The 22,027-nt window shown below is 47.1% G+C and carries 28 protein-coding genes and 1 tRNA gene; 24 read left to right on the top strand and 5 right to left on the bottom strand.

Annotated features, from left to right (window positions below; translation table 11 throughout):
• The first annotated feature begins 14 nt into the window (after positions 1-14).
• The 7 genes from rpmI to ACJJI4_RS12995 all read left to right on the top strand — a co-directional run bounded on the left by rpmI (position 15) and on the right by ACJJI4_RS12995 (position 5,292).
• On the top strand, positions 15-209 hold the full coding sequence (rpmI, locus tag ACJJI4_RS13025; protein ID WP_020413351.1) for a 50S ribosomal protein L35: 195 nt from the start codon (positions 15-17) through the stop codon (positions 207-209).
• A gap of 36 nt (positions 210-245) precedes the next feature.
• The gene (rplT, locus tag ACJJI4_RS13020; protein WP_108733840.1) at positions 246-605 is read left to right on the top strand and encodes a 50S ribosomal protein L20; all 360 of its coding nucleotides are present in this window, start codon (positions 246-248) and stop codon (positions 603-605) included.
• A 193-nt stretch (positions 606-798) separates the two neighbouring features.
• Positions 799-1,812, top strand: coding sequence for a phenylalanine--tRNA ligase subunit alpha (gene pheS / locus ACJJI4_RS13015; RefSeq protein WP_108733839.1), 1,014 nt, complete (start codon positions 799-801; stop codon positions 1,810-1,812).
• Positions 1,813-1,941: 129 nt separating this feature from the next.
• A complete protein-coding gene (gene pheT / locus ACJJI4_RS13010) occupies positions 1,942-4,317 on the top strand; it encodes a phenylalanine--tRNA ligase subunit beta (protein WP_444925432.1) in 2,376 nt (791 codons plus the stop codon).
• Between the two features lie 129 nt (positions 4,318-4,446).
• A complete protein-coding gene (ihfA, locus tag ACJJI4_RS13005; RefSeq protein ID WP_226648095.1) occupies positions 4,447-4,752 on the top strand; it encodes an integration host factor subunit alpha in 306 nt (101 codons plus the stop codon).
• Entirely contained in the window at positions 4,733-5,101 is a 369-nt protein-coding gene (locus tag ACJJI4_RS13000; RefSeq protein ID WP_108733836.1) for a MerR family transcriptional regulator, read from the top strand. The genes ihfA and ACJJI4_RS13000 overlap by 20 nt, the downstream gene beginning before the upstream one ends.
• A 114-nt stretch (positions 5,102-5,215) precedes the next feature.
• Positions 5,216-5,292, top strand: a tRNA-Pro gene (locus tag ACJJI4_RS12995).
• 245 nt (positions 5,293-5,537) lie between these two features.
• Here ACJJI4_RS12995 and ACJJI4_RS12990 read toward each other — a convergent pair.
• Positions 5,538-5,987, bottom strand: a complete 450-nt coding sequence (locus ACJJI4_RS12990) for a hypothetical protein (RefSeq protein ID WP_444925431.1) — start codon at positions 5,985-5,987, stop codon at positions 5,538-5,540.
• Positions 5,988-6,432: 445 nt separating this feature from the next.
• Between ACJJI4_RS12990 and ACJJI4_RS12985 the strand changes: the two genes are divergently transcribed.
• Genes ACJJI4_RS12985 through ACJJI4_RS12975 form a run of 3 tightly spaced genes read left to right on the top strand, consistent with a single transcriptional unit; the run spans position 6,433 to position 7,822 of the window.
• The gene (locus ACJJI4_RS12985) at positions 6,433-6,834 is read left to right on the top strand and encodes a hypothetical protein (protein WP_444925430.1); all 402 of its coding nucleotides are present in this window, start codon (positions 6,433-6,435) and stop codon (positions 6,832-6,834) included.
• Position 6,835: 1 nt separating this feature from the next.
• Entirely contained in the window at positions 6,836-7,303 is a 468-nt protein-coding gene (locus ACJJI4_RS12980; protein ID WP_444925429.1) for a helix-turn-helix transcriptional regulator, read from the top strand.
• Entirely contained in the window at positions 7,304-7,822 is a 519-nt protein-coding gene (locus ACJJI4_RS12975) for a hypothetical protein (protein ID WP_444925428.1), read from the top strand.
• 570 nt (positions 7,823-8,392) lie between these two features.
• Here the strand turns inward: ACJJI4_RS12975 and ACJJI4_RS12970 are convergent.
• A complete protein-coding gene (locus tag ACJJI4_RS12970) occupies positions 8,393-9,268 on the bottom strand; it encodes an IS3 family transposase (RefSeq protein WP_444925427.1) in 876 nt (291 codons plus the stop codon).
• 411 nt (positions 9,269-9,679) lie between these two features.
• Between ACJJI4_RS12970 and ACJJI4_RS12965 the strand changes: the two genes are divergently transcribed.
• On the top strand, positions 9,680-10,279 hold the full coding sequence (locus tag ACJJI4_RS12965) for a DUF6036 family nucleotidyltransferase (RefSeq protein ID WP_444925426.1): 600 nt from the start codon (positions 9,680-9,682) through the stop codon (positions 10,277-10,279).
• A complete protein-coding gene (locus tag ACJJI4_RS12960; protein WP_444925425.1) occupies positions 10,273-10,701 on the top strand; it encodes a hypothetical protein in 429 nt (142 codons plus the stop codon). Before ACJJI4_RS12965 ends, ACJJI4_RS12960 begins: the two co-directional genes overlap by 7 nt.
• Before the next feature lie 275 nt (positions 10,702-10,976).
• On the opposite strand, the gene ACJJI4_RS12955 is transcribed toward ACJJI4_RS12960, so the two are convergent.
• From ACJJI4_RS12955 to ACJJI4_RS12945, 3 genes are all read right to left on the bottom strand, one after another.
• On the bottom strand, positions 10,977-11,258 hold the full coding sequence (locus tag ACJJI4_RS12955) for a hypothetical protein (RefSeq protein WP_444925424.1): 282 nt from the start codon (positions 11,256-11,258) through the stop codon (positions 10,977-10,979).
• 257 nt (positions 11,259-11,515) lie between these two features.
• Positions 11,516-11,839 carry a hypothetical protein gene (locus tag ACJJI4_RS12950; protein ID WP_444925423.1) on the bottom strand — a complete coding sequence of 108 codons (324 nt, stop codon included), beginning with the start codon at positions 11,837-11,839 and terminating at the stop codon, positions 11,516-11,518.
• Between the two features lie 136 nt (positions 11,840-11,975).
• Positions 11,976-12,110, bottom strand: coding sequence for a hypothetical protein (locus ACJJI4_RS12945; RefSeq protein ID WP_444925422.1), 135 nt, complete (start codon positions 12,108-12,110; stop codon positions 11,976-11,978).
• Between the two features lie 217 nt (positions 12,111-12,327).
• On the opposite strand from ACJJI4_RS12945, the gene ACJJI4_RS12940 reads away from it, so the two are divergent.
• The 12 genes from ACJJI4_RS12940 (at position 12,328) to ACJJI4_RS12885 (ending at position 21,988) form a co-directional block, all read left to right on the top strand.
• Complete coding sequence (locus ACJJI4_RS12940; protein WP_444925421.1) at positions 12,328-12,951, top strand: IQM protein middle domain-containing protein; 624 nt, start codon at positions 12,328-12,330, stop codon at positions 12,949-12,951.
• Positions 12,952-14,305: 1,354 nt separating this feature from the next.
• Positions 14,306-14,485 (top strand): carbon storage regulator CsrA, encoded by a 180-nt coding sequence (gene csrA / locus ACJJI4_RS12935; protein WP_444925420.1) that lies wholly within the window; start codon positions 14,306-14,308, stop codon positions 14,483-14,485.
• A 1,102-nt stretch (positions 14,486-15,587) separates the two neighbouring features.
• Entirely contained in the window at positions 15,588-15,989 is a 402-nt protein-coding gene (locus ACJJI4_RS12930; RefSeq protein ID WP_444925419.1) for a hypothetical protein, read from the top strand.
• 77 nt (positions 15,990-16,066) lie between these two features.
• Positions 16,067-16,354, top strand: coding sequence for a DUF1963 domain-containing protein (locus ACJJI4_RS12925; RefSeq protein WP_444925418.1), 288 nt, complete (start codon positions 16,067-16,069; stop codon positions 16,352-16,354).
• Complete coding sequence (locus tag ACJJI4_RS12920; protein WP_444925417.1) at positions 16,305-16,679, top strand: hypothetical protein; 375 nt, start codon at positions 16,305-16,307, stop codon at positions 16,677-16,679. Before ACJJI4_RS12925 ends, ACJJI4_RS12920 begins: the two co-directional genes overlap by 50 nt.
• Before the next feature lie 126 nt (positions 16,680-16,805).
• Complete coding sequence (locus ACJJI4_RS12915) at positions 16,806-17,120, top strand: hypothetical protein (RefSeq protein ID WP_444925416.1); 315 nt, start codon at positions 16,806-16,808, stop codon at positions 17,118-17,120.
• 93 nt (positions 17,121-17,213) lie between these two features.
• Positions 17,214-17,621: a hypothetical protein gene (locus tag ACJJI4_RS12910; RefSeq protein ID WP_444925415.1), complete on the top strand. Its 408-nt coding sequence runs from the start codon at positions 17,214-17,216 to the stop codon at positions 17,619-17,621.
• 115 nt (positions 17,622-17,736) lie between these two features.
• Positions 17,737-18,336, top strand: a complete 600-nt coding sequence (locus ACJJI4_RS12905) for a DUF6630 family protein (protein ID WP_444925414.1) — start codon at positions 17,737-17,739, stop codon at positions 18,334-18,336.
• 623 nt (positions 18,337-18,959) lie between these two features.
• Positions 18,960-20,249: a group II intron reverse transcriptase/maturase gene (ltrA, locus tag ACJJI4_RS12900; RefSeq protein ID WP_444925282.1), complete on the top strand. Its 1,290-nt coding sequence runs from the start codon at positions 18,960-18,962 to the stop codon at positions 20,247-20,249.
• A 125-nt stretch (positions 20,250-20,374) separates the two neighbouring features.
• Entirely contained in the window at positions 20,375-20,914 is a 540-nt protein-coding gene (locus ACJJI4_RS12895) for a hypothetical protein (RefSeq protein WP_444925413.1), read from the top strand.
• 90 nt (positions 20,915-21,004) lie between these two features.
• A complete protein-coding gene (locus tag ACJJI4_RS12890; RefSeq protein ID WP_444925412.1) occupies positions 21,005-21,631 on the top strand; it encodes an SEL1-like repeat protein in 627 nt (208 codons plus the stop codon).
• 69 nt (positions 21,632-21,700) lie between these two features.
• Complete coding sequence (locus ACJJI4_RS12885; protein WP_444925411.1) at positions 21,701-21,988, top strand: hypothetical protein; 288 nt, start codon at positions 21,701-21,703, stop codon at positions 21,986-21,988.
• The last annotated feature ends 39 nt before the right edge of the window (positions 21,989-22,027 follow it).

The raw sequence follows: 22,027 nt of genomic DNA, 5'->3' as shown, positions 1-22,027 counted from the left end.
CTTTGGAGTACAAAATGCCGAAAGCAAAGACTCACAGTGGCGCTGCCAAGCGCTTCAAGAAGACGGCTGCGGGCTACAAGCACAAGCACGCTAACAAGAGCCACATCCTCACCAAGATGACCACCAAGCGCAAGCGTCAGCTGCGTGGCACCCAGACTATGAACAAGTCTGATGCTGGACTGGTCGATCGTATGCTGCGCGCCAAGTAATTGGCCCAAATCGCAAAGGTTTAAGAGGATAGAAGTATGGCCCGTGTAAAACGTGGTGTAGAGGCGCGTCGTCGTCACAAGAAGATTCTGAAGCAGGCTAAAGGTTACTACGGTGCGCGTTCACGCGTATTCCGCGTTGCCAAGCAGGCAGTAATTAAAGCTGGTCAGTACGCATACCGTGACCGTCGCGTTAAAAAGCGTAACTTCCGCGCTCTGTGGATTACTCGTATTAACGCCCAGTCCCGTGCTGAAGGCCTGAGCTACAGCCGCCTGATCGCAGGTCTGAAAAAAGCGGACATCGCACTGGATCGCCGTGTACTGGCTGATCTGGCTGTTTACGATAAAGTCGCTTTTGCTGCCGTAGTTGAAAAAGCTAAGGCAGCCCTGGCAGCGTAAGCTGTCATTTCAGTTGTAAAACTGAATACTCAAAATAGGGAAGGGCTGTAGTGGCCCTTCCCTATTTTTTTATGGAGTTTCCGCTATTTTTTACCGGTGGCGGTGCCTGGGGAAATTCCCTCCGGTACAGAAAGTACCGGCCGAACAAAGCAGAAAAAATTAATCGAAGTTGGATTCAAACGGGAACAGTTCGATGCAAGATTTGCAGTCCCTCACCGAGCAGGCTATGGAGCTGGTGGAGAAGGCCGATGGCCTCGCCGCACTGGATCAGGTGCGTGTTGATTACCTGGGCAAAAAGGGCCAGCTGACGGCACTGCTGAAAGGCCTTGGCAAGCTGTCGGCTGAGGAGCGTCCGGCGGCGGGTGCCAAGATCAACGAAGCCAAGCAGCAGGTTCAGGAAAAAATTAACGCGCGCCGCAATATGCTGGAGCAGGCCGCCATCAACGCGAAGTTGGCCGAAGAGACCATTGATGTCACTCTGCCGGGGCGCGGCGAAGAGCAGGGCAATGCCCACCCCATTACGCGCACCTTAAAGCGCGTGGAAGAATTCTTTGCGAGCATTGGCTTCTCCGTTGAAAACGGCCCGGAAGTCGAACAGGACTACTACAACTTCGAAGCGTTGAATATTCCCGCGCACCACCCCGCGCGCGCGATGCATGACACCTTCTACGTGGACCCCACCACCGTACTGAGAACCCACACCTCCTCAGTGCAGATCCGCACCATGGAGAAAAAATCTCCACCGCTGCGCATTATCTGCCCGGGCCGCGTATACCGCTGCGACTCCGATGTCACCCACTCGCCCATGTTCCACCAGGTAGAAGGCCTGGTAATCGGCGAGAACATCAGCTTCGCCCACCTGAAAGGCACCATCGACCAATTCCTGCGCGCCTTCTTCGAAGCGGAAGTACCGGTGCGTTTCCGTCCGTCTTACTTCCCGTTCACCGAGCCTTCCGCAGAAGCGGACATCCAGTGTACCGCCTGTTCCGGTGAAGGCTGCCGCGTATGTTCCGGCACCGGCTGGCTGGAGATTCTCGGCTGCGGCATGGTGCACCCGAACGTCTTCGCCGCCTGCGATATCGACAGCGAAAAATACTCCGGCTTTGCCTTCGGTATCGGTATCGAGCGCCTCGCCATGCTGCGCTACGGCGTCAACGACCTGCGCTTGTTCTTCGATAACGATCTGCGCTTCTTGAAACAGTTCTAAGCCAAGTGGCAGCGCGAATGGCAATGGCCCTTCGCAACAGCAGTCGAATTGTGGAGGCCTGGGAGGCGAAATAGCCCCAGGCGAAATGCGCACCAAGTTGCGCTGACGGAATACAGAAAGAGATCAACTATGAAAATCAGCAACTCCTGGTTGCGGGAATGGGTAAACCCGGAACTCACCACGCAGGAACTGGCCGACCAAATCACCATGGCCGGCCTGGAAGTGGACGGTATAGAAAAAGTTGCGGGCGATTTCTCCGGAGTGGTTGTCGGTGAGATTGTCGCCTGTGAACAGCACCCGGATGCGGACAAGCTGCGCGTGTGTAAAGTGGCAGGCCACCCCGACGGTGAAATGCAGGTTGTATGCGGTGCTCCCAATGCGCGCACCGGAATCAAAATTCCTTTTGCCCTGGTAGGCGCCAAGCTGCCGGGCGATTTTAAAATCAAGAAAGCCAAGCTCCGTGGTGTAGAGAGCTTCGGTATGCTCTGCGCACAGACCGAACTGGAACTGGGCGAAGACAATGACGGTATTTGGGAGCTGCCAGAAGACGCACCCACCGGTACCGATCTGCGCGAATACTTGCAGCTGGATGATGAGACCATCGAAGTGGATCTCACCCCGAACCGTTCCGACTGCCTCGGTGTTGCCGGTATTGCTCGCGAAGTGGGTGTATTGAACCGCTGCGCCGTTCAGGGCCCGGAAGTTGCTCCGGTACCCCAGCAGATCGACGAGAGCATGCCCGTATCCCTGCTGGCCGAAGCCGCCTGCCCGCGCTACGTAGGTCGTGTGATTCGCAATATCGATATCAAAGCGGTAACGCCTCTGTGGATGCAAGAGCGCCTGCGTCGCAGCGGCCTGCGCAGTATCGATCCGGTAGTGGACGTTACCAACTACGTACTACTGGAACTGGGCCAACCCATGCACGCCTTCGACCTGGAGAAACTCTCCGGCGGCATCAAAGTGCGTATGGCAGAAGCCGGTGAAGAGCTGACCCTGCTGGACGGCCAGGAAGTCAAACTGAAAGAGGGCACCCTGGTAATTGCCGATGAGGAAAAACCTCTGGCGATGGCCGGTATTATGGGTGGCCTGGATTCCTCCGTGACAGCGGGCACCCAGCATATCTTCCTGGAGAGCGCCTTCTTTAGCCCGCTGGCCATTGCCGGCAAGGCTCGCTCTTACGGCCTGCACACCGACTCCTCCCACCGTTTCGAACGCGGCGTGGACTACCACCTGCAAGAGAAAGCAGTGGAGCGCGCTACCCAGCTGCTGCTGGATATCGTTGGCGGTGAACCCGGCCCGGTACACGTGCGTGAGCTGACTGAAATTATGCCCGCCGAGCGCCACATTACCCTGCGCCGTGCGAAAGTAGAGTTAGGCCTGGGCATCAAACTGGCCGATGACGAAATCGTCGATATTCTCACCCGTCTGGGCCTGGAAAAAATCGACCAGAACGACGAAGGCTGGACCTTCCTCGCCCCCAGCTTCCGTTTCGATATCGCCATCGAAGCAGACCTGCTGGAAGAGCTGGCCCGTGTATACGGCTACAACCGTATCCCCAGCGAAAGCTTTACCGCCGAGCTGAAAATTGCCCCGCGCCCGGAGAGCACCATTGCCCAGGACAACCTGGAGCAAACCCTGCTGAGCCGTGGTTACTACGAAGCGATTACCTTCAGCTTTATCGATAGCGACAGCGCCGCGCTGTTTGATCCGGAAGCCGATCCGGTGGCCCTGCAAAACCCGATCAGCGCCGAGCTGGCGGTTATGCGCACCACCTTATTGCCGGGCCTGTGCAAAGCGTTGCAGTACAACCTGAATCGCCAGCAAAACCGCGTGCGCCTGTTTGAAACTGGGCTGCGCTTTGTGCCGGGTGCAGAATTGCACCAGGAGCAAATGATTGCCGGTCTCGCTTACGGCAGCCGTTACGCAGAAAACTGGACTGGCAGCAAAGACGCCGTGGACTTCTTCGATGTGAAAGCCGATGTAGAAGCCCTGTTGGCTCGCACCGGTGTAGCCGATGAGTTCCGCTTTGTTGCTGGCCAACACCCCGCGCTGCACCCCGGGCAAACCGCCAAGATTATGCGCGGCGACCGCGAAGTAGGGGTTATTGGAGCCCTGCACCCGCAGTTGCAGAAGAAGTTGGACCTGTCCAAGCCCGCGTTCGTATTTGAACTGAGCCTGGAAGCGATCGGCGAGGGTAAAACCCCCGCTTTCCGTCCGCTGTCCAAATTCCCGGAAGTACGCCGCGATCTGGCCCTGTTGATTGATGCAGAGGTTCCTGCCGCCAGTCTGGTGGAAACTGCTGTCGAAGTTGCAGGTGAAACCTTGACGGACCTCAAGATATTTGATGTCTACCAAGGCAAAGGTATTGATTTAAATAGAAAAAGTGTCGCTTTGGGGTTGACGTTTCAGCATTCGTCACGCACCCTTAATGACGACGAAATCAATGCCGCTATAGATGCGGTGGTCGGAAAACTAGAAGAAAAATATAACGCTAGTCTGCGCTAGTAGAGCATGATGCTCTCGGGTGCAGGCTGAATTGCACCCCGAGAGCGTCTGCTACCGGGTTGAAAGCCGCCGCGGTTTGGGCCGCTTCCGATCTGGAGTCGACGCCTCTGAATCAATTGGTAGGATCCAATGACAGAGGCACTGACCAAGGCCGGGCTCGCCGAGAAACTGTACGAAGAGCTGGGCTTTAACAAGCGCGAAGCGAAAGAGATCGTCGAATATTTCTTCGAGGAGATCCGCAATGCGTTGGAAACCAACGAGCAGGTCAAGCTCTCGGGCTTTGGCAATTTCGACCTGCGCGATAAAAGCCAGCGTCCCGGTCGCAACCCCAAGACCGGCGAAGAAATCCCTATCTCGGCCCGCAGAGTAGTTACCTTCAAACCTGGGCAAAAACTCAAGACACGAGTAGAAGAGCATGCTGGAACCGAGCAATAACGCTCAGCTACCTGCAATCCCCGGTAAGCGATATTTCACCATTGGTGAAGTGAGCGAACTATGCGCCGTTAAACCCCATGTCCTGCGTTATTGGGAGCAGGAATTCCCCCAGCTGAAACCCGTCAAGCGTCGCGGCAACCGCCGTTACTACCAGCACCAAGATGTCATCATGATCCGCCAGATCCGTGCGCTTCTGTACGAAGAGGGCTATACCATTGGTGGAGCCCGCCAGCAGATCGAAACTGGCAGCGAGAGGGCAGAGGTGGTACAGCTTCAACAAGTACTGCCCGAAGTGATCGCAGAACTAAAGGACGTGGTGGCCCTGCTGGAAGGGAAAAATAATTTATAAAAAACTGTAAACCTGGGCTTGCAATCCAGCCGCACTCAGGTATGATTCACGCCACATCGAGACACGATGTCTTTAAAAATCAATCACTTAGCGAAGTGAGCGATTTTTCAAAATCGGAGCGTAGCGCAGCCTGGTAGCGCACCACACTGGGGGTGTGGTGGTCGTCGGTTCAAATCCGGCCGCTCCGACCATATATATCGTTGCATAGCAACGGCCAAGAAACCCGCTTTTTAGCGGGTTTTTTTGTGGGTGCCCCATATGGGATCATTATGATCCAAGGTTCTCATGGTTAGTGTTGCAACTAGCAGTAAGAGTGAGCGATATTCGCGGGTTACAGAGGCTAATTAAGGGTTACAGGTTGAAAGATAGCGGGGTTTACCTTGGGTGCTTCCACGTAGTTTCTCTCATGCCCAGCTAGATAGAAATTGTCGGCAATTTACACGTCAGTGTGGCCGCAGATTTTAGCGATATCTTCATGGCCGTGGCCCGACTTATCTAACAGGTGAGAGGGTAGGGGTCGGATTTCATGGACGGTTGGGTGCACTTTGTTGGGCGGGTCGCTGCGAACTCCAGCCCTATCGTTCATCTCTCTGAATTGGTTGGAGAGTTGGTACCAATGTTCATCTTCCTTTGCTCTCGACTGGCGCTTCTTTGGAGTGTAGGAAATTGCAAAGGGGCATAGATAATTCTTGAGTGGAAACTCCCTGGCTCGATTGATTATCTGCCGCAGCCCTGGGTGCCTTGAGAAGGTGAGCCGCAAATAAACCGGGCGCTCCTCATTATTGCGCTGGTTGATAGGCTTTTCTACCCTCTTACAAATTCCCGCCTCGATGATGTGCTCATCGGGCAAAAGCCCACATATATCGCCATGGCGCATGGTTGTCATCAGGGTAGCTCCATCGCCAGCTGCAACCCCTCATCCCCCAGCTTTCCCGCCGTATCATGTGTTGGTCAGAGGCGGATGATGATGGTAGTGTGGTGCGATGGACTGAGCTGGCCGTGCAGATGCAGATATAGGGGCTTTCAGGCGCTGTAGCAGTTATCTCTAAGTTTTTGAAAAAATCTTTAAAATCAATAAGTTAACTTTAAATTTTCAATTTTGGGTGAGCGCTCCTCCCGTTTGTTATCTGACTCTATATGTTCATAGCGTGCTGATTTAATAGTAGAAATTAGTGCTTTAGCTTAGACCTATTTTATAAGTAGCAATCACAATAAGTACTTAATAGACATTACTCCTCACCGTGCTCAATTGTCATATTTTTGGTTGATTTTCACCCTCTCAATGTTGATAATGTCGGAAAGTTAACATATATGTTAACAGAGAGGATGCAGTGTCTAGTATTGAAGAAAGTTATAACGGGCGACGATTTAAGGTAATCCATTGTAGTGGAGCCATTCAGAGCTTCAAGGCGGCCCTTGCCCACCTCCCGAAAGCAAAAGCTAAGTCTTTTGAGAGAGCGATGATTCTTCAAATTAAAAGGCTTGCAAATGGTGAGCGTATGTCAAAGGAGAACTTTCGGCAGGAGGGTGAGTTACCCAGTAAAACTGGACACAAGATTTCGAAAAAGTTTTATGCGTTAAAGAGGATACCGATCAGAGGATACTGTTGGCTTTCTGAAAAGTATCCTCAAACATACTTTATTAGTCATTATGTATATAAGGACTACAAAAAACTTAAGGCTAGTGATACTAAGATAGTTGGGGATAAGTGGAAGGAAAAAGAGGGCAATTAAGATGAATCCTAAGGACATGTTTTTCGATCATGATGAGAGTTTAAGTAAAGCGGAAGAAAGAGCATTTTGTCGTGAAGAGCTTATTTACAATGTAACTGAAGACCTCCTTGTCATTATGGAAGATATGGGTGTAAGTAAAAAAGAACTTGCCCGAAGATTAGGAAAATCTCGTTCTTATGTTACTCAGATATTAAGCGGTTCAAGAAATATGACTTTGGGTTCTTTTTCTGATGTCTGTTATGTTCTTGGTTTTAAGCCTAAAATAAAAATGCCGGTTGAAGAATCTTTTGATGATATTAAAGGAAGTATAGATATTGAAAGCTGGGAGTCCCAATTTATTGATTTCTTAAAAGCAGATATTCAGTATATAACAGGCGATATTGATTTTGTTCAACCTAAATCTGAAGTAAGAGAAAGTTCAAATGTTATAGATTGCACAGATGAGCGGATTTGGAAAGGGGTAGCGTAAATGGCAGATTCTTTTGAAATAGCTAAAAGCTCGTTACGCATAGAGGCTGTGATTCAGCGTAGTTCTTTTGTGTCTTTGAATGAAAATAAAGAGCCATCAGAAGTTAAAGATATAAAATCTGAGATACAGAGTTTTAGGGGGGTTGACAAGGTAAAAGAGAGCTCTGTTAGTTCTGACGAAAAAACATGGTGGGAATATAATTTCTTTTATTCGGTTGGTGTTCGTTCTATTGAGGAAAATAAGGAAAATAAGGAAAATAAGGAAAATAAGGAAAATAAGGAAAATAAAGAGTCAGACCCAATTTTTGAGATAACTGCAACATATAATGCTATATATAAATCTGAAGTCAAACTTAGTAAGGCCAGTGTTCTGGCATTCTCGGAAGAAAATGTAGGCTATCATGTTTGGCCTTATTGGCGCGAGTTTGTTCAGTCTTCCTGTGCTCGTTTAAATATCCCGTTACTTCAAACCCCTTTATATTTCTGCAAACCTAAAACAGCCAGCCAGACGGAGGCTTAAATGCGCTGTTGGCAGTGTTAGCTACAGGGATATATTTATGTAATTCAGGACATCCAAAGATTAGAGAGCGGGGTCAGTTGCGCGATGGGTAGCCCATTGAGCACCCACAGATCAGCCCGCCAAGCAATCCAGGACACCCAAAGATTGGCCAAAGATTGGAGGGTAGTGTCAGTTACGTGGCAAGCACCAGCTCTGGTAGCTTTTTCTCTCTAATTTAGGAAAAAAAAGGGGGGGAATGCAGAGGGTCTGTGTTCAGGTTGTAGGTGGCAATAATCTAGGACACCCATGGCAATAATCTAGTCAATAATCTAGGACACCCATAAATAGCCAGTAATCCAGGACACCCAAAGATTGGCCCCCAAAGATTGGAGGGTAGTGTCATTTACGTGGCAAGCACCAGATCTGGTAGCTTTTTCTCTCTAATTTAGGAAAAAAGGGGGGGAATGCAGAGGGTCTGTGTTCAGTCTGTAGGTAGCCCAATTTTTGGATATAAAACCGGTAATCGTGCTATCGAATGTTTGGAGTAGCGGTATCTGTCAACGTAGTTGTCGCGTTTAAGGCATCAGCTATTTAACAATTTACCGCCTTTTCCGGATTCAGAGTTACTGATTCCGGCAAGCTGATGTTTCTGGTTTCTCCTGACCAGCGGCGAGGGTTCTTGGCCTTCGCGGCCTCAAGCACCGCTTTGCGCTGGATCAGTATCTCGTGAGCTTCGCCATTATGGCGCTGCTCAGGTGTCACGTAGTTCAAGCCACTGTGGCGATGTTCGGTGTTGTACCACCGTACAAACGTCAGTACCCAGTTCCGAGCTTCATCGATTGTTTTGAAGCCATTTACCGGGAAGCCCGGCCGAAACTTCAGCGTCTTGAACAATGACTCTGAGTAGGCATTGTCGTTACTCACCCGGGGACGGCTGTTCGAGGGCGTTATGCCAAGGTCGTACAGTTTCTCCAGGAAGGTCGCCGCCTTCATGGGGCTGCCATTATCAGAGTGCAGTACAAGTGGCTTCTTCTTGGTAGCCAGGTGCTCCCGCCAGTAGGCTTTCTCGATAAACTCACGAGCTAGCTCTCCTGTCTCACGCTCATACACTTCATGGCCGACGATTTTCCGGCTGTAAACATCCATGGCCAGGTAAAGGTAGTACCAGGTTCCGCATGCCGGCCCTGGCAGCCACGAGATATCCCAAGACCACAGGCAATTTGGTTCTGAGGCTTTGTGTGTGGTCGCTGCTCGCTTTTTCTCTGGTGCCTTCTGCCGGCCTCGGCGGTGAACCTGACCGTGCTCTCGTAAAACTCGATAAAGTGTCGATTCAGAAGCGAGGTAATGGCCCTGATCCAGCTGGTCGGCAACAATAAATGCTGGCGGGCAGCTTCGGTATTCAGGTTGGTTGAGCGAATCCAGGACACCCATAAATTGAAAGAATAGCCTTGAAGTCGTGTATTTCATCTTTTCTGGGCTTGCTAGCAGTCAAGAGGTAGGTATCAGGTTAGGTTTCGTCGCACCCTCCCCCTGGCTGATCACAATTTGATCATGCGAGGCGATAGCGGTATGGTTGGCTCAATGGAATCAGCACAGAAGGTACAATGGGCAAATTGACACACATGGTTTATCAGACATAGCCCAAGCAGACCGACAACGAATACTAGAGCGTACTAATGGGAGGCGACTTGAGGCTAAGGCTACAGACGTGAAAGTTGGTTGAAGGCCTGCTGTAGATAAAGATAAAGTGCGTGCTTTACATCGACAAGGATTAGGGGGTATAGCTATATCCTAGCGACTAAATATAGGCCGCTTTAAGGTTAATAAAGTGTTAAGCGTAGACTAGTAAATTTATGTTCTCAGGAACAGGGAAGGAAAATGAGTATTGAGCTTTACCTGAATACGCCATTGGCGAAGGCTGTATTAGAATTTTTTAATCGAGCAGAAAATGATTTTTCCAAAGGGAATATACCCCCAGGCAGTATTAAAGCTTATGTTTTTGGCGGTTGCGCAATGCACATTTTAACTAATTCTCGAGGAAGTGGTGATATAGATGTTGAATTTTCTGCGGCTCGTCATGTTAAGAAATCTGAATTGAAATTTAATATTTCTCCAGTCGTCTACAGCACTCAAGGAGCAAAACTTCGACTCTTTTATGATAATACATTTACCCCGACTCTTGGACCACTGCACGAGGACTATCAAGAGGATGCAATACAGTTGGCAACCAGAATGCGTCCTTCACCACTCTGGCTTTATGTTGTGACCCCCGCTGATTTAGCGGTATCAAAACTAGGGCGTTTTGGGGAGCAGGATATTGAAGACATCCTAACATTAATTAGGTTAAAAAAACTGTCAATAAACGAATTTTTGAAGCGTGCCAATGAAGCTGCTGACTATTATGTTGGCAATACAACAACAATCAAAGGAAGTATTGACTATATTCATCGGCGAGTTGAGCAGCTAAGACTATGGTAAATAAGCAACAAGTCTATCAAGCTTTGGATCGTGTGGCGAAAAGTGGCTTGATCAACTCTCGCCCTGAGGATATGGTTTTGATCGCCCTTGTATCTTGGCATGAGGGGTTTGTTCCGGAAGTGGCTTGGGCTAGAAAATTAGACCAGAAAAGCCAGCTCGTTGTAGGTTACCTCGCAGAGTTTTTTGCTGGCTTTAATGTCCTTTGTCATGAGGAGCGTGAAAAACTATTACAATTCTCAGAGAAGCTAAAACCTTCGATCCCTCAACTTGTTGAACCTGATGAATATCGAGACGAATTGGCGAGTGAGTGGGGGCTTGAATATGATATAACCCCATATTTTGAGCACCTATCCCATTACCAAACCCGTCATTACAAGCACAAATCCAATTATAAGCGCCCATCTCCTAACTTTACTTTGTAGCCTGGAGAGTCAGACAGTTAAGGATACCCAGTACGCCGAGCTAATTCGGTAAAAGATTCAGAATCTAGAGCAGAATCCAGGGAGCAGAATCCAGGACACCCATAAATTGAAAGAATAGCTTTGAAATCGTGTATTTCATCTTTTCTGGGCTTGCTAGTAGTCAAGAGGTAGGTATCAGATTAGGTTTAGGTGTACACCTCCCTGGCTGATCATAATTTGATCATGCGAGGCGATAGCGGTACGGTTAGCTCGATTGTTAGCGGTTTGTAATTGCTTTAGGTGCTGCTAGAGAGATAGATTTCACAGTCGTGCAGGCCATGTACCCAACGTTTATGTTGCTGGGTACAGGCTTCTCTGACTTTTTCAGCTACGCCGACTAGACGCTTGAAGTGGCTTTCAAAGTTGCGATTCAGGCAGAGCCAGTGTTTCGGTGAAATGCCCAGCCTTTGCAATACAGGTGGGGTATTGACAGCAATAGCGCCGCGTTTTCTCGGGTCCAGATGTCGTCCGCTCCAGTCGACCAACTCCAGATAGTGATCCAACAGAAAGGGCAGCATGCTTTGCGTTCACCCCCGAGCATCGGCAATAGATTGCCGGGCTGCATACCAGAAGCCACTGCGTTAACTCGCTGCCGGATCGAAGTGAAATTCGACTCCTCCGGAGTTTTGACTATTTTGGCTCGGATAGAATTTAAATCCACTCAGCCTGATAGAGTGCGCTTATCCACGAAAGCTTGAGATTTTAATGCCCACCTTCCAAAAGTGGCGACCTTACTTCTCCTCATAGCAGTTAGGTGGAAGTTTGTTATGAAGCTCTACTCACTATGGTATTTGTCATAGCCCTCTGACCACTCTTGCTGATAGCCTTGCTTTTTGAAGTAACCTCTAAATATATAAAGTGCTTTTTCTAGCCAAGACTGAATATCTGAAATACCCTCAATCATCTTGCAGTCTTTTTCGTCATCAACCGCTTGATCTGTCATTTCCCAGAAAAAGTAAGCCAAAGATTCTGCCTCCTCTTTACTATCTAAATTGGAGTTTCCAGAAACAACCGATTGAGCAATTTCAGAGCTTAGTTGTTTCGCGTAATGCAGAACTAAAGTCTTCACTGGTTGATTATATTCATTGAAATTCATCATGCTTTATGGGCCTCTAGTGGAAAGTCATTCATTATGGCCATTCTTTAAGCTCATGGAGCTTTTTTATTTCGCTAGAATCGAGAGTGTACCCATGAAGATAGCGTTGAGTTAGTACGGAAGTTCTTAAAAGCCCTCATCAGCGAGTAAGGCTCTTGGTATCAGGCCAAGTTTTGACGGCTTCTGCGCCGATATAGAGCAGAATACAGTAGTGGGTTCTCATTACAGCATAGGCTGCAATATCAAGCGCAAAGATGGCGACTAGCTTTTGCATTCTACCCTCAATACACTGATGCCGATGCTCAAAATCCTCTCCGGGTTGGGTATCTTTCCCACAAAGAAAGGCCCTGCGTATGTAACCAGAAGCGCAATGATTTACATTGGAGTCAAACTTACGAATGGAGATAGAAATACTCTTGAAATAGTTGTCAATATTACTAGCTATTATTGATGGATATCTATTAAGCACATTTATAAAGGAGATAACTGCCATGCCATACAAAGAACTTGGAATGCTAAAAGATAGCGGTTTAAGTAAAGATACTTATAGTGGAGTTGTTGTGCCCTATATGAGTGAAGCTGAACGAGAAGAATATCAGGTTACGATACAAGGTGGGCTTCTGTTTTGGCGCGGAGAGAGACTTAATACCAATCCTGGCGGATCTTGGGCATTCGTTATGGATAAGAATGGGCGTATCTTTTGTGGTAACAAAAATGGTGACATTCAGCACCATTCAGCATTTTTCTCGGGGCGACCAGTTGCTGCGGCTGGGCATATCTCGGTGGTAGGTGGAATAATAGAGCATATTAATAATTTCAGTGGCCACTACCAGCCCACTAGCGATTATATGGAGCAGTTTAAAGAAGAACTGGAAAAAAATAATGTTGACTTAAGTGAAACTGAAATGGATTTTGGGATTTCGTCAAAAACCTGTAAGTTGCGCTTAAAAAATTTTCAAGATCATAATTATAGAGGCAAATGGTATCAACGTTTTCGCGGTACTGTTGTTAAAGAGACTGTCGATGGGAGCGAGGATACTTATACCGGCCGTACACATATTCAAGGGCAAAGGTTAAGGCTTTATCCTGATGGCCCCAGATGGCAGTGGCTCTGATGTAAATAGCCATGAGAGCTTTCTGCAGACTCTCCATCTCTGACATAGAGGCAGGGGAAGTGGAGCACCAGAAATTGACGTTCAGGTTTTGGGGAAGGCTGATTTTGGGGGTAGGCCAGATTGTAAGGAACGCTGAGAGGAAGCTACTGGCAGTCACCTACAAACTTTAATCTGCTTTCAAAATATGGTTGCTACATAGCCAGTGGATAGGTGAGGTATCAAGTATCTCGGATAGGAGGGCTGATACAGCACATCCTACCTCGTTTTTAAGGATCTAAATACCGGTCACTCCAGTTACTGGCTCGAAATAGTGTTCCAACTGAAAGGGGAGTGCTTTAGCTTCCTTCAAGTGCTCACCACCAATAAAAAAGTAGAGCTTTGGGTTGCTCACTAGATACGACCGTGCGAATGCGCTGTTGAGTACAAGTGTAATCAGAGTCTTCAATGTCTTGGCAATACTGGTAAGGAGAGAGCTAAGCCTGGAATTTAAAATGACCTTACCAGCGGCTACTTGTACGGTTGGTTTTAGCCCAAAATAACCAAGCAATAGCACTAATGTCGGGAGGTGGCTTACAAGATGGTAACTCCATGCTAAACTCAATATTTATCCCTACAGAGAAATCCCGCTCTTTCAGTATTTAACAAAGGAGTGCGGATACGAGTATAAAACTAATGAACCAATTAAATCATTAGTGAAATTTCACACTCCCCGATTTTGCCTTTAGTTAGCTATGTAATTGAGAATGTTGCTCTTTAATCTTTTAAGAAAAGCATGAGGTGAATTTCAATGTGAATTGAGTTTTCCAATGGTTGATTGAGATTTCTTCAGCCAAAAACAAATAAAATATAGGCGCGAAAATAATCCTATTGGAATTTATTCAGTTTGTTTCGCTCTCAAAGATGCGTAAAATCGATAGATATTTTGGGTATTTTGGCCGTAATTGAGCGAGCCAATTAAAAACGCCTCAGAAGTTTGAATAGTTTTGAAAGCTTCGATAGAGCCGAGAATTTTCTAAAAGACCCATCCCCTCAAAGGAGAACGGTAGCGTGACGTAAGAGTAAGTAAAAGGCGCTGACCCAAGGTGCTAGGAACACCCGGGGCCAGCTGACCAAATTGATAATCGCACTATCAAAATGGCTATATGGATAATACGCTAGAAACCCGCTCGTCTTCAATAAAGTGGAGTACATTCAGCAGGTTGGGGCCTGTTCCCAAGCTCTGGATGCCTAGCGCCCGCCTTTTCCTCTTCTCTGCCTACCGCCCCCGCGCACCACCCCACATTTCCTCCAAACGTTAAGCCCAAGCTTCCCCACCCCGGAAGCGCCCAAACTTTGACCATCGAAGGAAATAAGTATGTTGATCTTAAAGCGACGGACAGGTGAACTTCTAAGGATTGGAGCAAATGTCCAAGTCACGGTGCTGGAGGTGAAAGGCAATCAAGTGAAGATAGGCATAAGCGCACCCAAATCACTCCCCATCCACCGTGAAGAAATCTATGTGCGGATCAAAAAGCAGCTGAGAGCAAAGACCTGAATATTCTAAAAAGGGTAGGGCGACTTGAGGCGCCCAATAATTGAAAGCGGGATTCCAAGAAGAATCATTGCGTCTCTGTTCGTAAGGCGATATGCGCGCTCTGAATCGAATGCCTCTAGGGTGCCAAAGGTGATTAGGTAGCGAACTCGGAGTGGCCGTGCTGACGTTTTGGAGGTGTTTAACAAGCAGACCCTCTTATCCGACAGGAAGAGAGGGTAGGCAAGCCTTGCCAGCGCCATAAGACGTGTACTCAATGCTTGGCTTGCTATACAAAGATCCTCCAGATGAATGTCGTCGAGCCCACCAGCTGCTTCAAGCAACCTCCGGGATTGCACTGAAGACAGAGACAAGGCTAAGTGAAGATGCCTAGCCTTTTGATGAAGGAGGAATATTCCCCTCAATGCTCCCTAGCTCTTGTGTACTGAGTCAGTGATCAATCAAGCTGCCAGCAATGGAGGTTCCACTTTTGACGGAATCTATGCTTTGGCTTTTCTGCTCCTCGCAGCTCATCCTTTCCTGAATGGAGCCTCAAGCGGCTCGCCTACCCTGCAAAGTACCACCCCACAACGCTAGATTTCAATTCAACACACTTTTTCGAACCTGTATAGCCAGCCCCGCAGAATCGTTATTGCCACTTACAAGGGTGGTAGTAACGGAAGCCCTGTTGACGCCAGGTGATAAAAATCCAGGAGATCAATAAGGTTGGGGGAGTGAGGTGAGTGAAGGTGCTGTATATCGACTTGTGTTTACAAGACAGTGAAGTATAGATTTGCAGCTTGGATGGGAGGCTATGCCTGATGATATGGAGCACACCGTGCGCAAAAGCCTATGAATGATCGAGTTGTTTAGAGGACACAAGTGGCTGGCTAGCCATAACCCCAGATTATCAGTTTTCGGCTATGTAAATTGGTTGTTTTTGATCGAAAAGTATACAGTTGTGCATTCAATAACAAAGACCACAGCAGCTGCCCCTACTTCTAGTTGAAACTCAGTAACTCATTGATACTTTAAGGGTTCCAAGGGTGATGTAAAGAAGAGAAAATACGGCGTTACAAAGAAGCTTCTTTTGAATTAACTGTTATGCAATCTTAGGAACTATGTCGTGATTACAATTAGTGCCGCAAATGCGAGAGTAAAACGCCAGAAAATTGCGGAGTTTGCAGGCGATTCATATGTAAGTCCAGATAATGTAGTTAAGCGAATCATGCACCTTAAATCTTTTAAAGATCAACAATTCTTGTTCGGCATCTATCAATCTGAAGCAGTTTGGGTGGCATTATCAGTGAGCGATCTTTTTACTGCCTACGACGGTAAAATAGAGGTCCTACGTTTAGATACAGAAACGGCTAAGGTACTTGATCATTATCGGAAAAATGATTTTTCGAGCGTGGCAGACTTAGTAGATGGGCGGCGTGTTTGGATGGGGTCTCCAACTCTCTGTCAACTCATATTAAATGTTATGTTAATGTTGCAGGATATTCCGCATGGAACAGTACTTGAGTAGCTGGTGAGTATGCGTAACAAGGCAATTAACTTCGCTCCAGTCGGTTACTGTAGGTGTTATGTATCTCAAGGGTAGAAATGAAGATTCCTGAAATAAAACTAGTAATGTGTCCAGAAACTGAAAAGGCCCAAGAGGCCATCGGTTTCGAGTACAATGATGAGGCAGGTGTTGCTCATAAAATTGGCGGGTATCCAGATTTCGTTCAGGGTGAAGATGATTGGCCAAAATGCTGCAATTCAAAAATGACATTCTATGCTCAAATAGATTCAGTAGGTGATGATTATTCACTTGGTGATTGTGGCATGGTGTACGTGTTTGTTTGTTTCAGTTGTTTTAATTCAGCTAGCTTTGTTCAGTCACAATAATATATTGGGGCAAGAACATAGCCAGCGCAGGCAGATTATGAGAATAAAACTAGAAAGTGGGCGGTACTGGGATTCAGGAATTGACCCATACAGTTATCAAGATGCCGCAGATAATAATAGAGAGCAAATTCTAAAAAGTGAAAGTTGTGGCTGCATTGGGTGTGGTGAGATTTATCCGCCGTTTGAAATTACAAAGTGGTGGGATAATGGAAGAACAGCATGTTGTCCTAAATGTGGCATGACTAGCGTTGTAGTAGGTTCGGCATCAGGCCTTGAGATCGATATTGAAATGTTAGAAATGGCTGGCGCCCATGTTGTTCGCTAATTCATTGATAGTTGGCAAATCTACAATTGGAAGCAGTCACGGTCATTTCGTGGCTTGCACCTCCGTTTCAGCGCTTCGCGCTTTTACCGAGGCTCCTGTACCAGGCGTTAACTGTCTGGGGTAGTCATGAACGAAGTCGCACAACCTAGGGGTAAAGCACTGGCTTTGTGTCTAATTCCATTTTTGATGTTGGCCTACTTTGTTGTCGGAGCACTATCAAATGGAATAGTTATTCCCGGCCGAGACGGTACGATAACTTTATTAAGGCAAGCCGCGTGGGTAGCTTGTCTTTTCCCATTGTTTTGGTTGTCGGGTGATATTATTCGCAACTATCCGGGCATAACATTATCTAGCACTAAACGTAAAGTCGTTGCCTCAGCGCTTACCGTCACAGGGATAGGGCTGTTTTTCTATGCAATCTATCCAGTGATCAGCAGTTAACAAGTACATCAATCTCGCCAGCAGAGTTGGCTGAACCACAACAAACTGCCGCGCCGTTTACGGCCGGTTATGTGAACGTTAGGTATACCATTAATGAATCCGTACAAAGCACCTGAATCAGATATTGAGCTAGAGAAACTAGCTACTCCTACAAGCATCAAGATGGTGTACCTCCTCATAGCCCTAAGCTTTCTAATTTTCTTGATTGAAGAGTTTATCTACGTGCTTAGCTCTGAAACAGGAATACTCGATCCCTTTAATTACATATTCATCCCTATATGGGGTGCCATTTTGCTCTGGGTCTCTGGCATGATCAGAAAAAGGACCGAGAATCCTAAAAGTACCTTCCTGATCTTGGCAATCGTAGTTGCCGGCATGAGCATTCTCACACCTCTGGGTGCTTACTCACTATATACGGGGATCGGCGAAGCTTCATGCTTTCTAGCGGTATACTATCTGCTAAACAAAAGAGCACCAGAACGCTGGTTTAAACCTGCCTAACAATCCAATGAAGTCTGACTCAGTAAGCGCCACTGGGTCGGCACGAGGCCGTCACTATTGTAGGGGCCTCACTGGACAGCTTATTGGGGCGTAACATTTACAAAGAGGTACAACCTTGAACTTACTCCTAATCATTGGCTTGTGCTTAGCATCTTTTGCTGTCTATGCCAGCATGAAGAAGACTGGTAAACCAACACATCCATTAAGTAGCTTGGTGTCATTAGCTTCTAAGTCTAGTGAGAAGGCAAGTAACGATATAAATCTGTATTTAAATTCACCTGAATCTTTCCTGAAAGAATATGAGTTCGAGCTCAGAGAAAGAGACATCGAATCAGTAGATGACATGTCTGATTCCGTCATTGTAGTGGAAATTTTAATGAAGAATAAATTTCTCGTATATGTAGATGGCGTTCATGAACCAGATGATACATTGTTACAATTAAACACCCTTTCTGAGGAAAAGCTACAGACAGCAGACTCATACAATGAGATCATGGATTTCTATAGATCAAGTAACTATGGTATTGCAACAATCCTACAGGATGATGAATGTCCCTCTTTGTTTAAATGCGCTAACGAAGCAGGTTTTAAGCTTCTTGCTATTGATGAAGATTCTGATTCCTTGCCATTAATTCTTGTGTCGCTTGAGAAATCCGAAGAGCTTCTAAAGGCGTTTAAAGAGGCAAACCTTAAGACTTATTTTTCAAGTAAATAGAGAACAAGGCCAAGGAGCATCGCCCCTCTGAGGCTGGGCCTCGCTACGATTGGCCGCTGTTGGCAGCGTTAGTGCGTCAAGCTAAGCTTGATGCTTCTTGCAGGGTGGAAGTCCCTGTCGGGTAAGGCCTAACCAGCCACCTGTATCGAGTGTTGCGCGTAGGGCGGAACAGAAGGGAAAGAAAATATAATTATCTTTTTTTTTTCAACTGTGAACAAACTATGTGAAGCGTACACAGAGAATTCTATAGGCCATAGGGATTATCGTGATCCTGAAGTGCTGGTATCGCTCCGATAATAAAGTGAGCTCCGATTGACGAGATGTGTAACGCCATCGAAGTCCAGGCAATGCAACCGTAATGGTAAGGTTGTTGCGGATCGGCGGGGTTATTAAGCCGTGGCATGTAGAAAGAGAAGTATTGAGAACTTGAGAGATCCGAGCAGGTTCCTGAAGGAGCAGGTAGAGACGTTAAGCCTAATGGCGAAACCAACGAAGACCACTCGGAAGTCGGATCAGCTCATAGTAGTCCGAGAGCGGGAAAGCCGCTTACATGGCGAAGGGGCTGACAGTAATATCGGTGTGCAACAGAAACATAGTCCGGACAAAGTAGGGCTGGAGACACTATGACAACCGCCTTGCACGCCATCGCATTTAAAGCACAGAGCCACCCCAGACACAGGTTTCAGAATTTATACGGACTGCTAAATTCCAACCTGCTGTATCAAAGCTGGGGCCAGCTCAATAAGCAGGCCCGCCCCGGTATCGACGGAGTAACTACCGAAGTTTACCGGCAAAGACTGCCGCAAAATATTCAATGCCTACATCAACGGCTGTGTGACAAACGCTACCGCACCCAGGCGATTAAGCGGGTATTGATTCCCAAAGGCAACGGCAAGCAGCGCCCACTGGGGCTGCCTACGGTGGAAGACAAACTGGTGCAGCAGAGCGTAGCGCAGCTACTGCAAAGTATCTGGGAGCAGGATTTTCTGCCCTTCAGCTACGGTTACCGTCCCAGGAAAAGCGCCCACCAAGCCGTACACAGTCTTGGCTTAAATCTGCAATTCAAAGGCTACGGCTACATCGTTGAAGCCGATATTAAAGGCTTCTTTGATCAGCTGGATCACGACTGGTTACTGCGGATGCTAGCCCTTCGTATCGACGACAAAGCCCTGCTGACACTGATTAAGCAGTGGCTGAAAGTACGCGTGCAAACTCCAGATGGTAAGTTCAGTAAAGCGGCAGCAGGCACCCCGCAAGGAGGTGTGGTCAGTCCGGTACTGGCGAACATCTATCTGCACTACGTCCTGGATTTGTGGTTCGAGAAGAAAGTTAAGCCGCGTATGCGTGGCAGAGCCATGCTAATCCGGTACGCCGATGATTATGTAGTGGCTTTCCAATTGAAAACGGATGCAGAGCGCTTTTACCGGGTACTACCGCAACGGCTGAACAAGTTTGGCCTGCAGTTAGCCCCCGAGAAAACGCACCTGAAGCGCTTTAGCCGCTTCCATCCGGGCCGAAAACGGCAGTTCCAGTTTCTGGGTTTTGAGTTCTACTGGAGCTTGGACGTCAACAAACGCCCCAGGCTCAGGCGCCGGACTGCCGCACAGAAACAGAAGGGCGCAATGGAAGCGCTCTACCACTGGATCAAAGCCAAGCGCAGTGAGCGTCTGAGAGAATGGCTGCCCACACTGAAGCGCAAGCTACAGGGGTTCCAGAACTACTTCGGTCTACCAGACAACAGTCGAAGCTTGTCCCGTTTGTACAGCTATGTTTTACACAGCATACACAAATGGCTCAACCGGCGGAGTCAGCGCAAGAGTTACAACTGGAATGGTCTAAAGGAAATGCTGGGATATTTTGGGCTAAAGCCACCGCGAGTATACAAACGCAGTATACTTGTGGACTGGTATTAGGGTTCGTGCTTTACACGAGCGAATATATTACTGAAGAGCCGGATGCGGTAGTTCCGCACGTCCGGATCTGCGTGGGGGCAGTTAGGGTAACCGGCTGTCCTACCACTACTGTTGTTTGAGGTAATATGGAACCCATAGAAGCATTTGCACTGTTTAAGCTCGGAAGGCTCAGTAGTGATGACATAAAGTCACTGGCTGATTCTTGGCTGTGTGATGGAGTTTTTACCGATGGTTTAAATGAGCTATGTGGAGCGAAAAACTTGGTAATGGCTGATTTAGCCTCCGTTTTCGAGCAAACGATGACAGAGCTAAACGTCCCAGATCTCTCAAAATTTGACGCGGCAAATGTAATAGTAAGAAAAAGGCTAGAAGAGATTACTTCAAATTCCTTAGATCCTGAGGAAGGCGCGTCGTTCCTCTATTGGCATGTTCATCATGAAATAACTGAAGAATATCCAGACAGAGAATATATGGGAGATAATTTAGGTCTAGAACGTATTTTTTGCTGGCTGAGAGAAATCTGGGATTGTAAAGATGGATCTATGATCTTGTATCATACAGATCTTCCACGAGATAAAGCTGAGATAAAGTTTAGAGAGCACTTAGTGGAAGAGGCAGAGAATTGGCTAGAAAATGCAATACAACAAGTTGCTGTAACGGATTAGTAAAACTGCCGCTTGTTTTGCAAAAAAAGCTGCAAAAAACTTCCATTTCCACAAACCTCTGAATAAGGCGTTAGGCTTTAGAGAGAACTGATGAAACTATTAGCTACATTTTTCGTGATTTTTTATAGTAGTGTAATTTTTGCTCAGGATTATTTTGACAAAAAAGTTCTAGATTCCATTACTAAGAATAAGCATTTAAATAAAGATATGTCACTTTGCCCAAAAGACCTTTTTGAGGGGCAAGAAATAGAGTATCAGGATTTAGTTGAAGAATGTAGAAGTGACCAAAGGTGGTGCCTAAGTAAATGCCTATCTAAAAGCGCGAATCACTGTATAGGCCTTGGTCATGTATATGTAGATATGGAAAACAGTCCTCAATACTCAAGGCGACTTTATGCTCAAGCATGCAAATTGGGTATAGTTAACTCATGCACAAACTATGCTGCTGGAATGCTCAGATTTGACGAAGGGTCGAATAGTAGGTGTTATGCAGAAACATTTAGATTTACTTGTTCCAAAAGTGATGAATGGGGCTGCATGATGTACGGCATGGTACTACATAAAGGCATTGGCATTGTACGAAATGATAGCAAAGCTATTCTAGCATTGAAGAAGAGCTGTCAAATTGATGAAGAAAATGAAGCTTGTGATTACTCAAAATCTCTAGCGTCAAAGATTAGTACTATCAATGAACTGCGAGCGAACGATGGGCAATAGCCTAACAAAAGTTGCAGTACATTCCGGCCTTCGCCCTCCACCAGACTCCGTCAACTATTTACAGAGTGTATGGAACAAATGAACAAAGAAAGAAATGCTGGCCCGTTGATTACTGCCCAGACTGGTTGGGAAGAAGCCTTTCTTATCGGTACTGAGAAAGAGCTTTTGGAGTTTGCGGAAAATATCATTCAGGCTGTTAAGAGCGCGGAAGATGAAGAATTTTTCGGCGAGCGTACTAAAGTATCCAAATTCCACGAAAAAACTGGCCAATACAGTGAAGTCCTTTTTGATTGGCTTGTCGTAACAAAGGATCGAGAACAGACAATTGAGCTCTCACGTAAGGTGCAGGGCTTGTAACAGGACAAGTAACTTTGCCCTAGACACTGCATGGCTTCC

Source organism: Microbulbifer maximicatervae (SeqCode) (genome assembly GCF_052467305.1).
This window is presented reverse-complemented; position numbering and strand designations above follow the sequence as displayed.

Excerpts from the sequence above, each read along its gene's own strand:
- rplT (WP_108733840.1), top strand. The coding sequence starts at position 246 with ATGGCCCGTGTAAAACGTGGTGTAGAGGCGCGTCGTCGTCACAAGAAG.
- ACJJI4_RS12980 (WP_444925429.1), top strand. The coding sequence starts at position 6,836 with ATGAATCCTAAGGACATGTTTTTCGATCATGATGAGAGTTTAAGTAAA.
- ACJJI4_RS12950 (WP_444925423.1), bottom strand. The coding sequence starts at position 11,839 with ATGATGAATTTCAATGAATATAATCAACCAGTGAAGACTTTAGTTCTG.
- ACJJI4_RS12895 (WP_444925413.1), top strand. The coding sequence starts at position 20,375 with ATGGAACCCATAGAAGCATTTGCACTGTTTAAGCTCGGAAGGCTCAGT.
- ACJJI4_RS12915 (WP_444925416.1), top strand. The coding sequence starts at position 16,806 with ATGAACGAAGTCGCACAACCTAGGGGTAAAGCACTGGCTTTGTGTCTA.
- ACJJI4_RS12890 (WP_444925412.1), top strand. The coding sequence starts at position 21,005 with ATGAAACTATTAGCTACATTTTTCGTGATTTTTTATAGTAGTGTAATT.
- pheT (WP_444925432.1), top strand. The coding sequence starts at position 1,942 with ATGAAAATCAGCAACTCCTGGTTGCGGGAATGGGTAAACCCGGAACTC.
- ACJJI4_RS12885 (WP_444925411.1), top strand. The coding sequence starts at position 21,701 with ATGGAACAAATGAACAAAGAAAGAAATGCTGGCCCGTTGATTACTGCC.
- ACJJI4_RS12910 (WP_444925415.1), top strand. The coding sequence starts at position 17,214 with ATGAATCCGTACAAAGCACCTGAATCAGATATTGAGCTAGAGAAACTA.
- rpmI (WP_020413351.1), top strand. The coding sequence starts at position 15 with ATGCCGAAAGCAAAGACTCACAGTGGCGCTGCCAAGCGCTTCAAGAAG.
- ACJJI4_RS12970 (WP_444925427.1), bottom strand. The coding sequence starts at position 9,268 with ATGAAATACACGACTTCAAGGCTATTCTTTCAATTTATGGGTGTCCTG.
- ACJJI4_RS13000 (WP_108733836.1), top strand. The coding sequence starts at position 4,733 with ATGCTGGAACCGAGCAATAACGCTCAGCTACCTGCAATCCCCGGTAAG.
- ACJJI4_RS12960 (WP_444925425.1), top strand. The coding sequence starts at position 10,273 with ATGGTAAATAAGCAACAAGTCTATCAAGCTTTGGATCGTGTGGCGAAA.
- ACJJI4_RS12945 (WP_444925422.1), bottom strand. The coding sequence starts at position 12,110 with ATGCAAAAGCTAGTCGCCATCTTTGCGCTTGATATTGCAGCCTATGCT.
- ACJJI4_RS12965 (WP_444925426.1), top strand. The coding sequence starts at position 9,680 with ATGAGTATTGAGCTTTACCTGAATACGCCATTGGCGAAGGCTGTATTA.
- csrA (WP_444925420.1), top strand. The coding sequence starts at position 14,306 with ATGTTGATCTTAAAGCGACGGACAGGTGAACTTCTAAGGATTGGAGCA.
- ACJJI4_RS12955 (WP_444925424.1), bottom strand. The coding sequence starts at position 11,258 with ATGCTGCCCTTTCTGTTGGATCACTATCTGGAGTTGGTCGACTGGAGC.
- ihfA (WP_226648095.1), top strand. The coding sequence starts at position 4,447 with ATGACAGAGGCACTGACCAAGGCCGGGCTCGCCGAGAAACTGTACGAA.
- ltrA (WP_444925282.1), top strand. The coding sequence starts at position 18,960 with ATGACAACCGCCTTGCACGCCATCGCATTTAAAGCACAGAGCCACCCC.
- pheS (WP_108733839.1), top strand. The coding sequence starts at position 799 with ATGCAAGATTTGCAGTCCCTCACCGAGCAGGCTATGGAGCTGGTGGAG.
- ACJJI4_RS12975 (WP_444925428.1), top strand. The coding sequence starts at position 7,304 with ATGGCAGATTCTTTTGAAATAGCTAAAAGCTCGTTACGCATAGAGGCT.
- ACJJI4_RS12990 (WP_444925431.1), bottom strand. The coding sequence starts at position 5,987 with ATGACAACCATGCGCCATGGCGATATATGTGGGCTTTTGCCCGATGAG.
- ACJJI4_RS12925 (WP_444925418.1), top strand. The coding sequence starts at position 16,067 with ATGAAGATTCCTGAAATAAAACTAGTAATGTGTCCAGAAACTGAAAAG.
- ACJJI4_RS12940 (WP_444925421.1), top strand. The coding sequence starts at position 12,328 with ATGCCATACAAAGAACTTGGAATGCTAAAAGATAGCGGTTTAAGTAAA.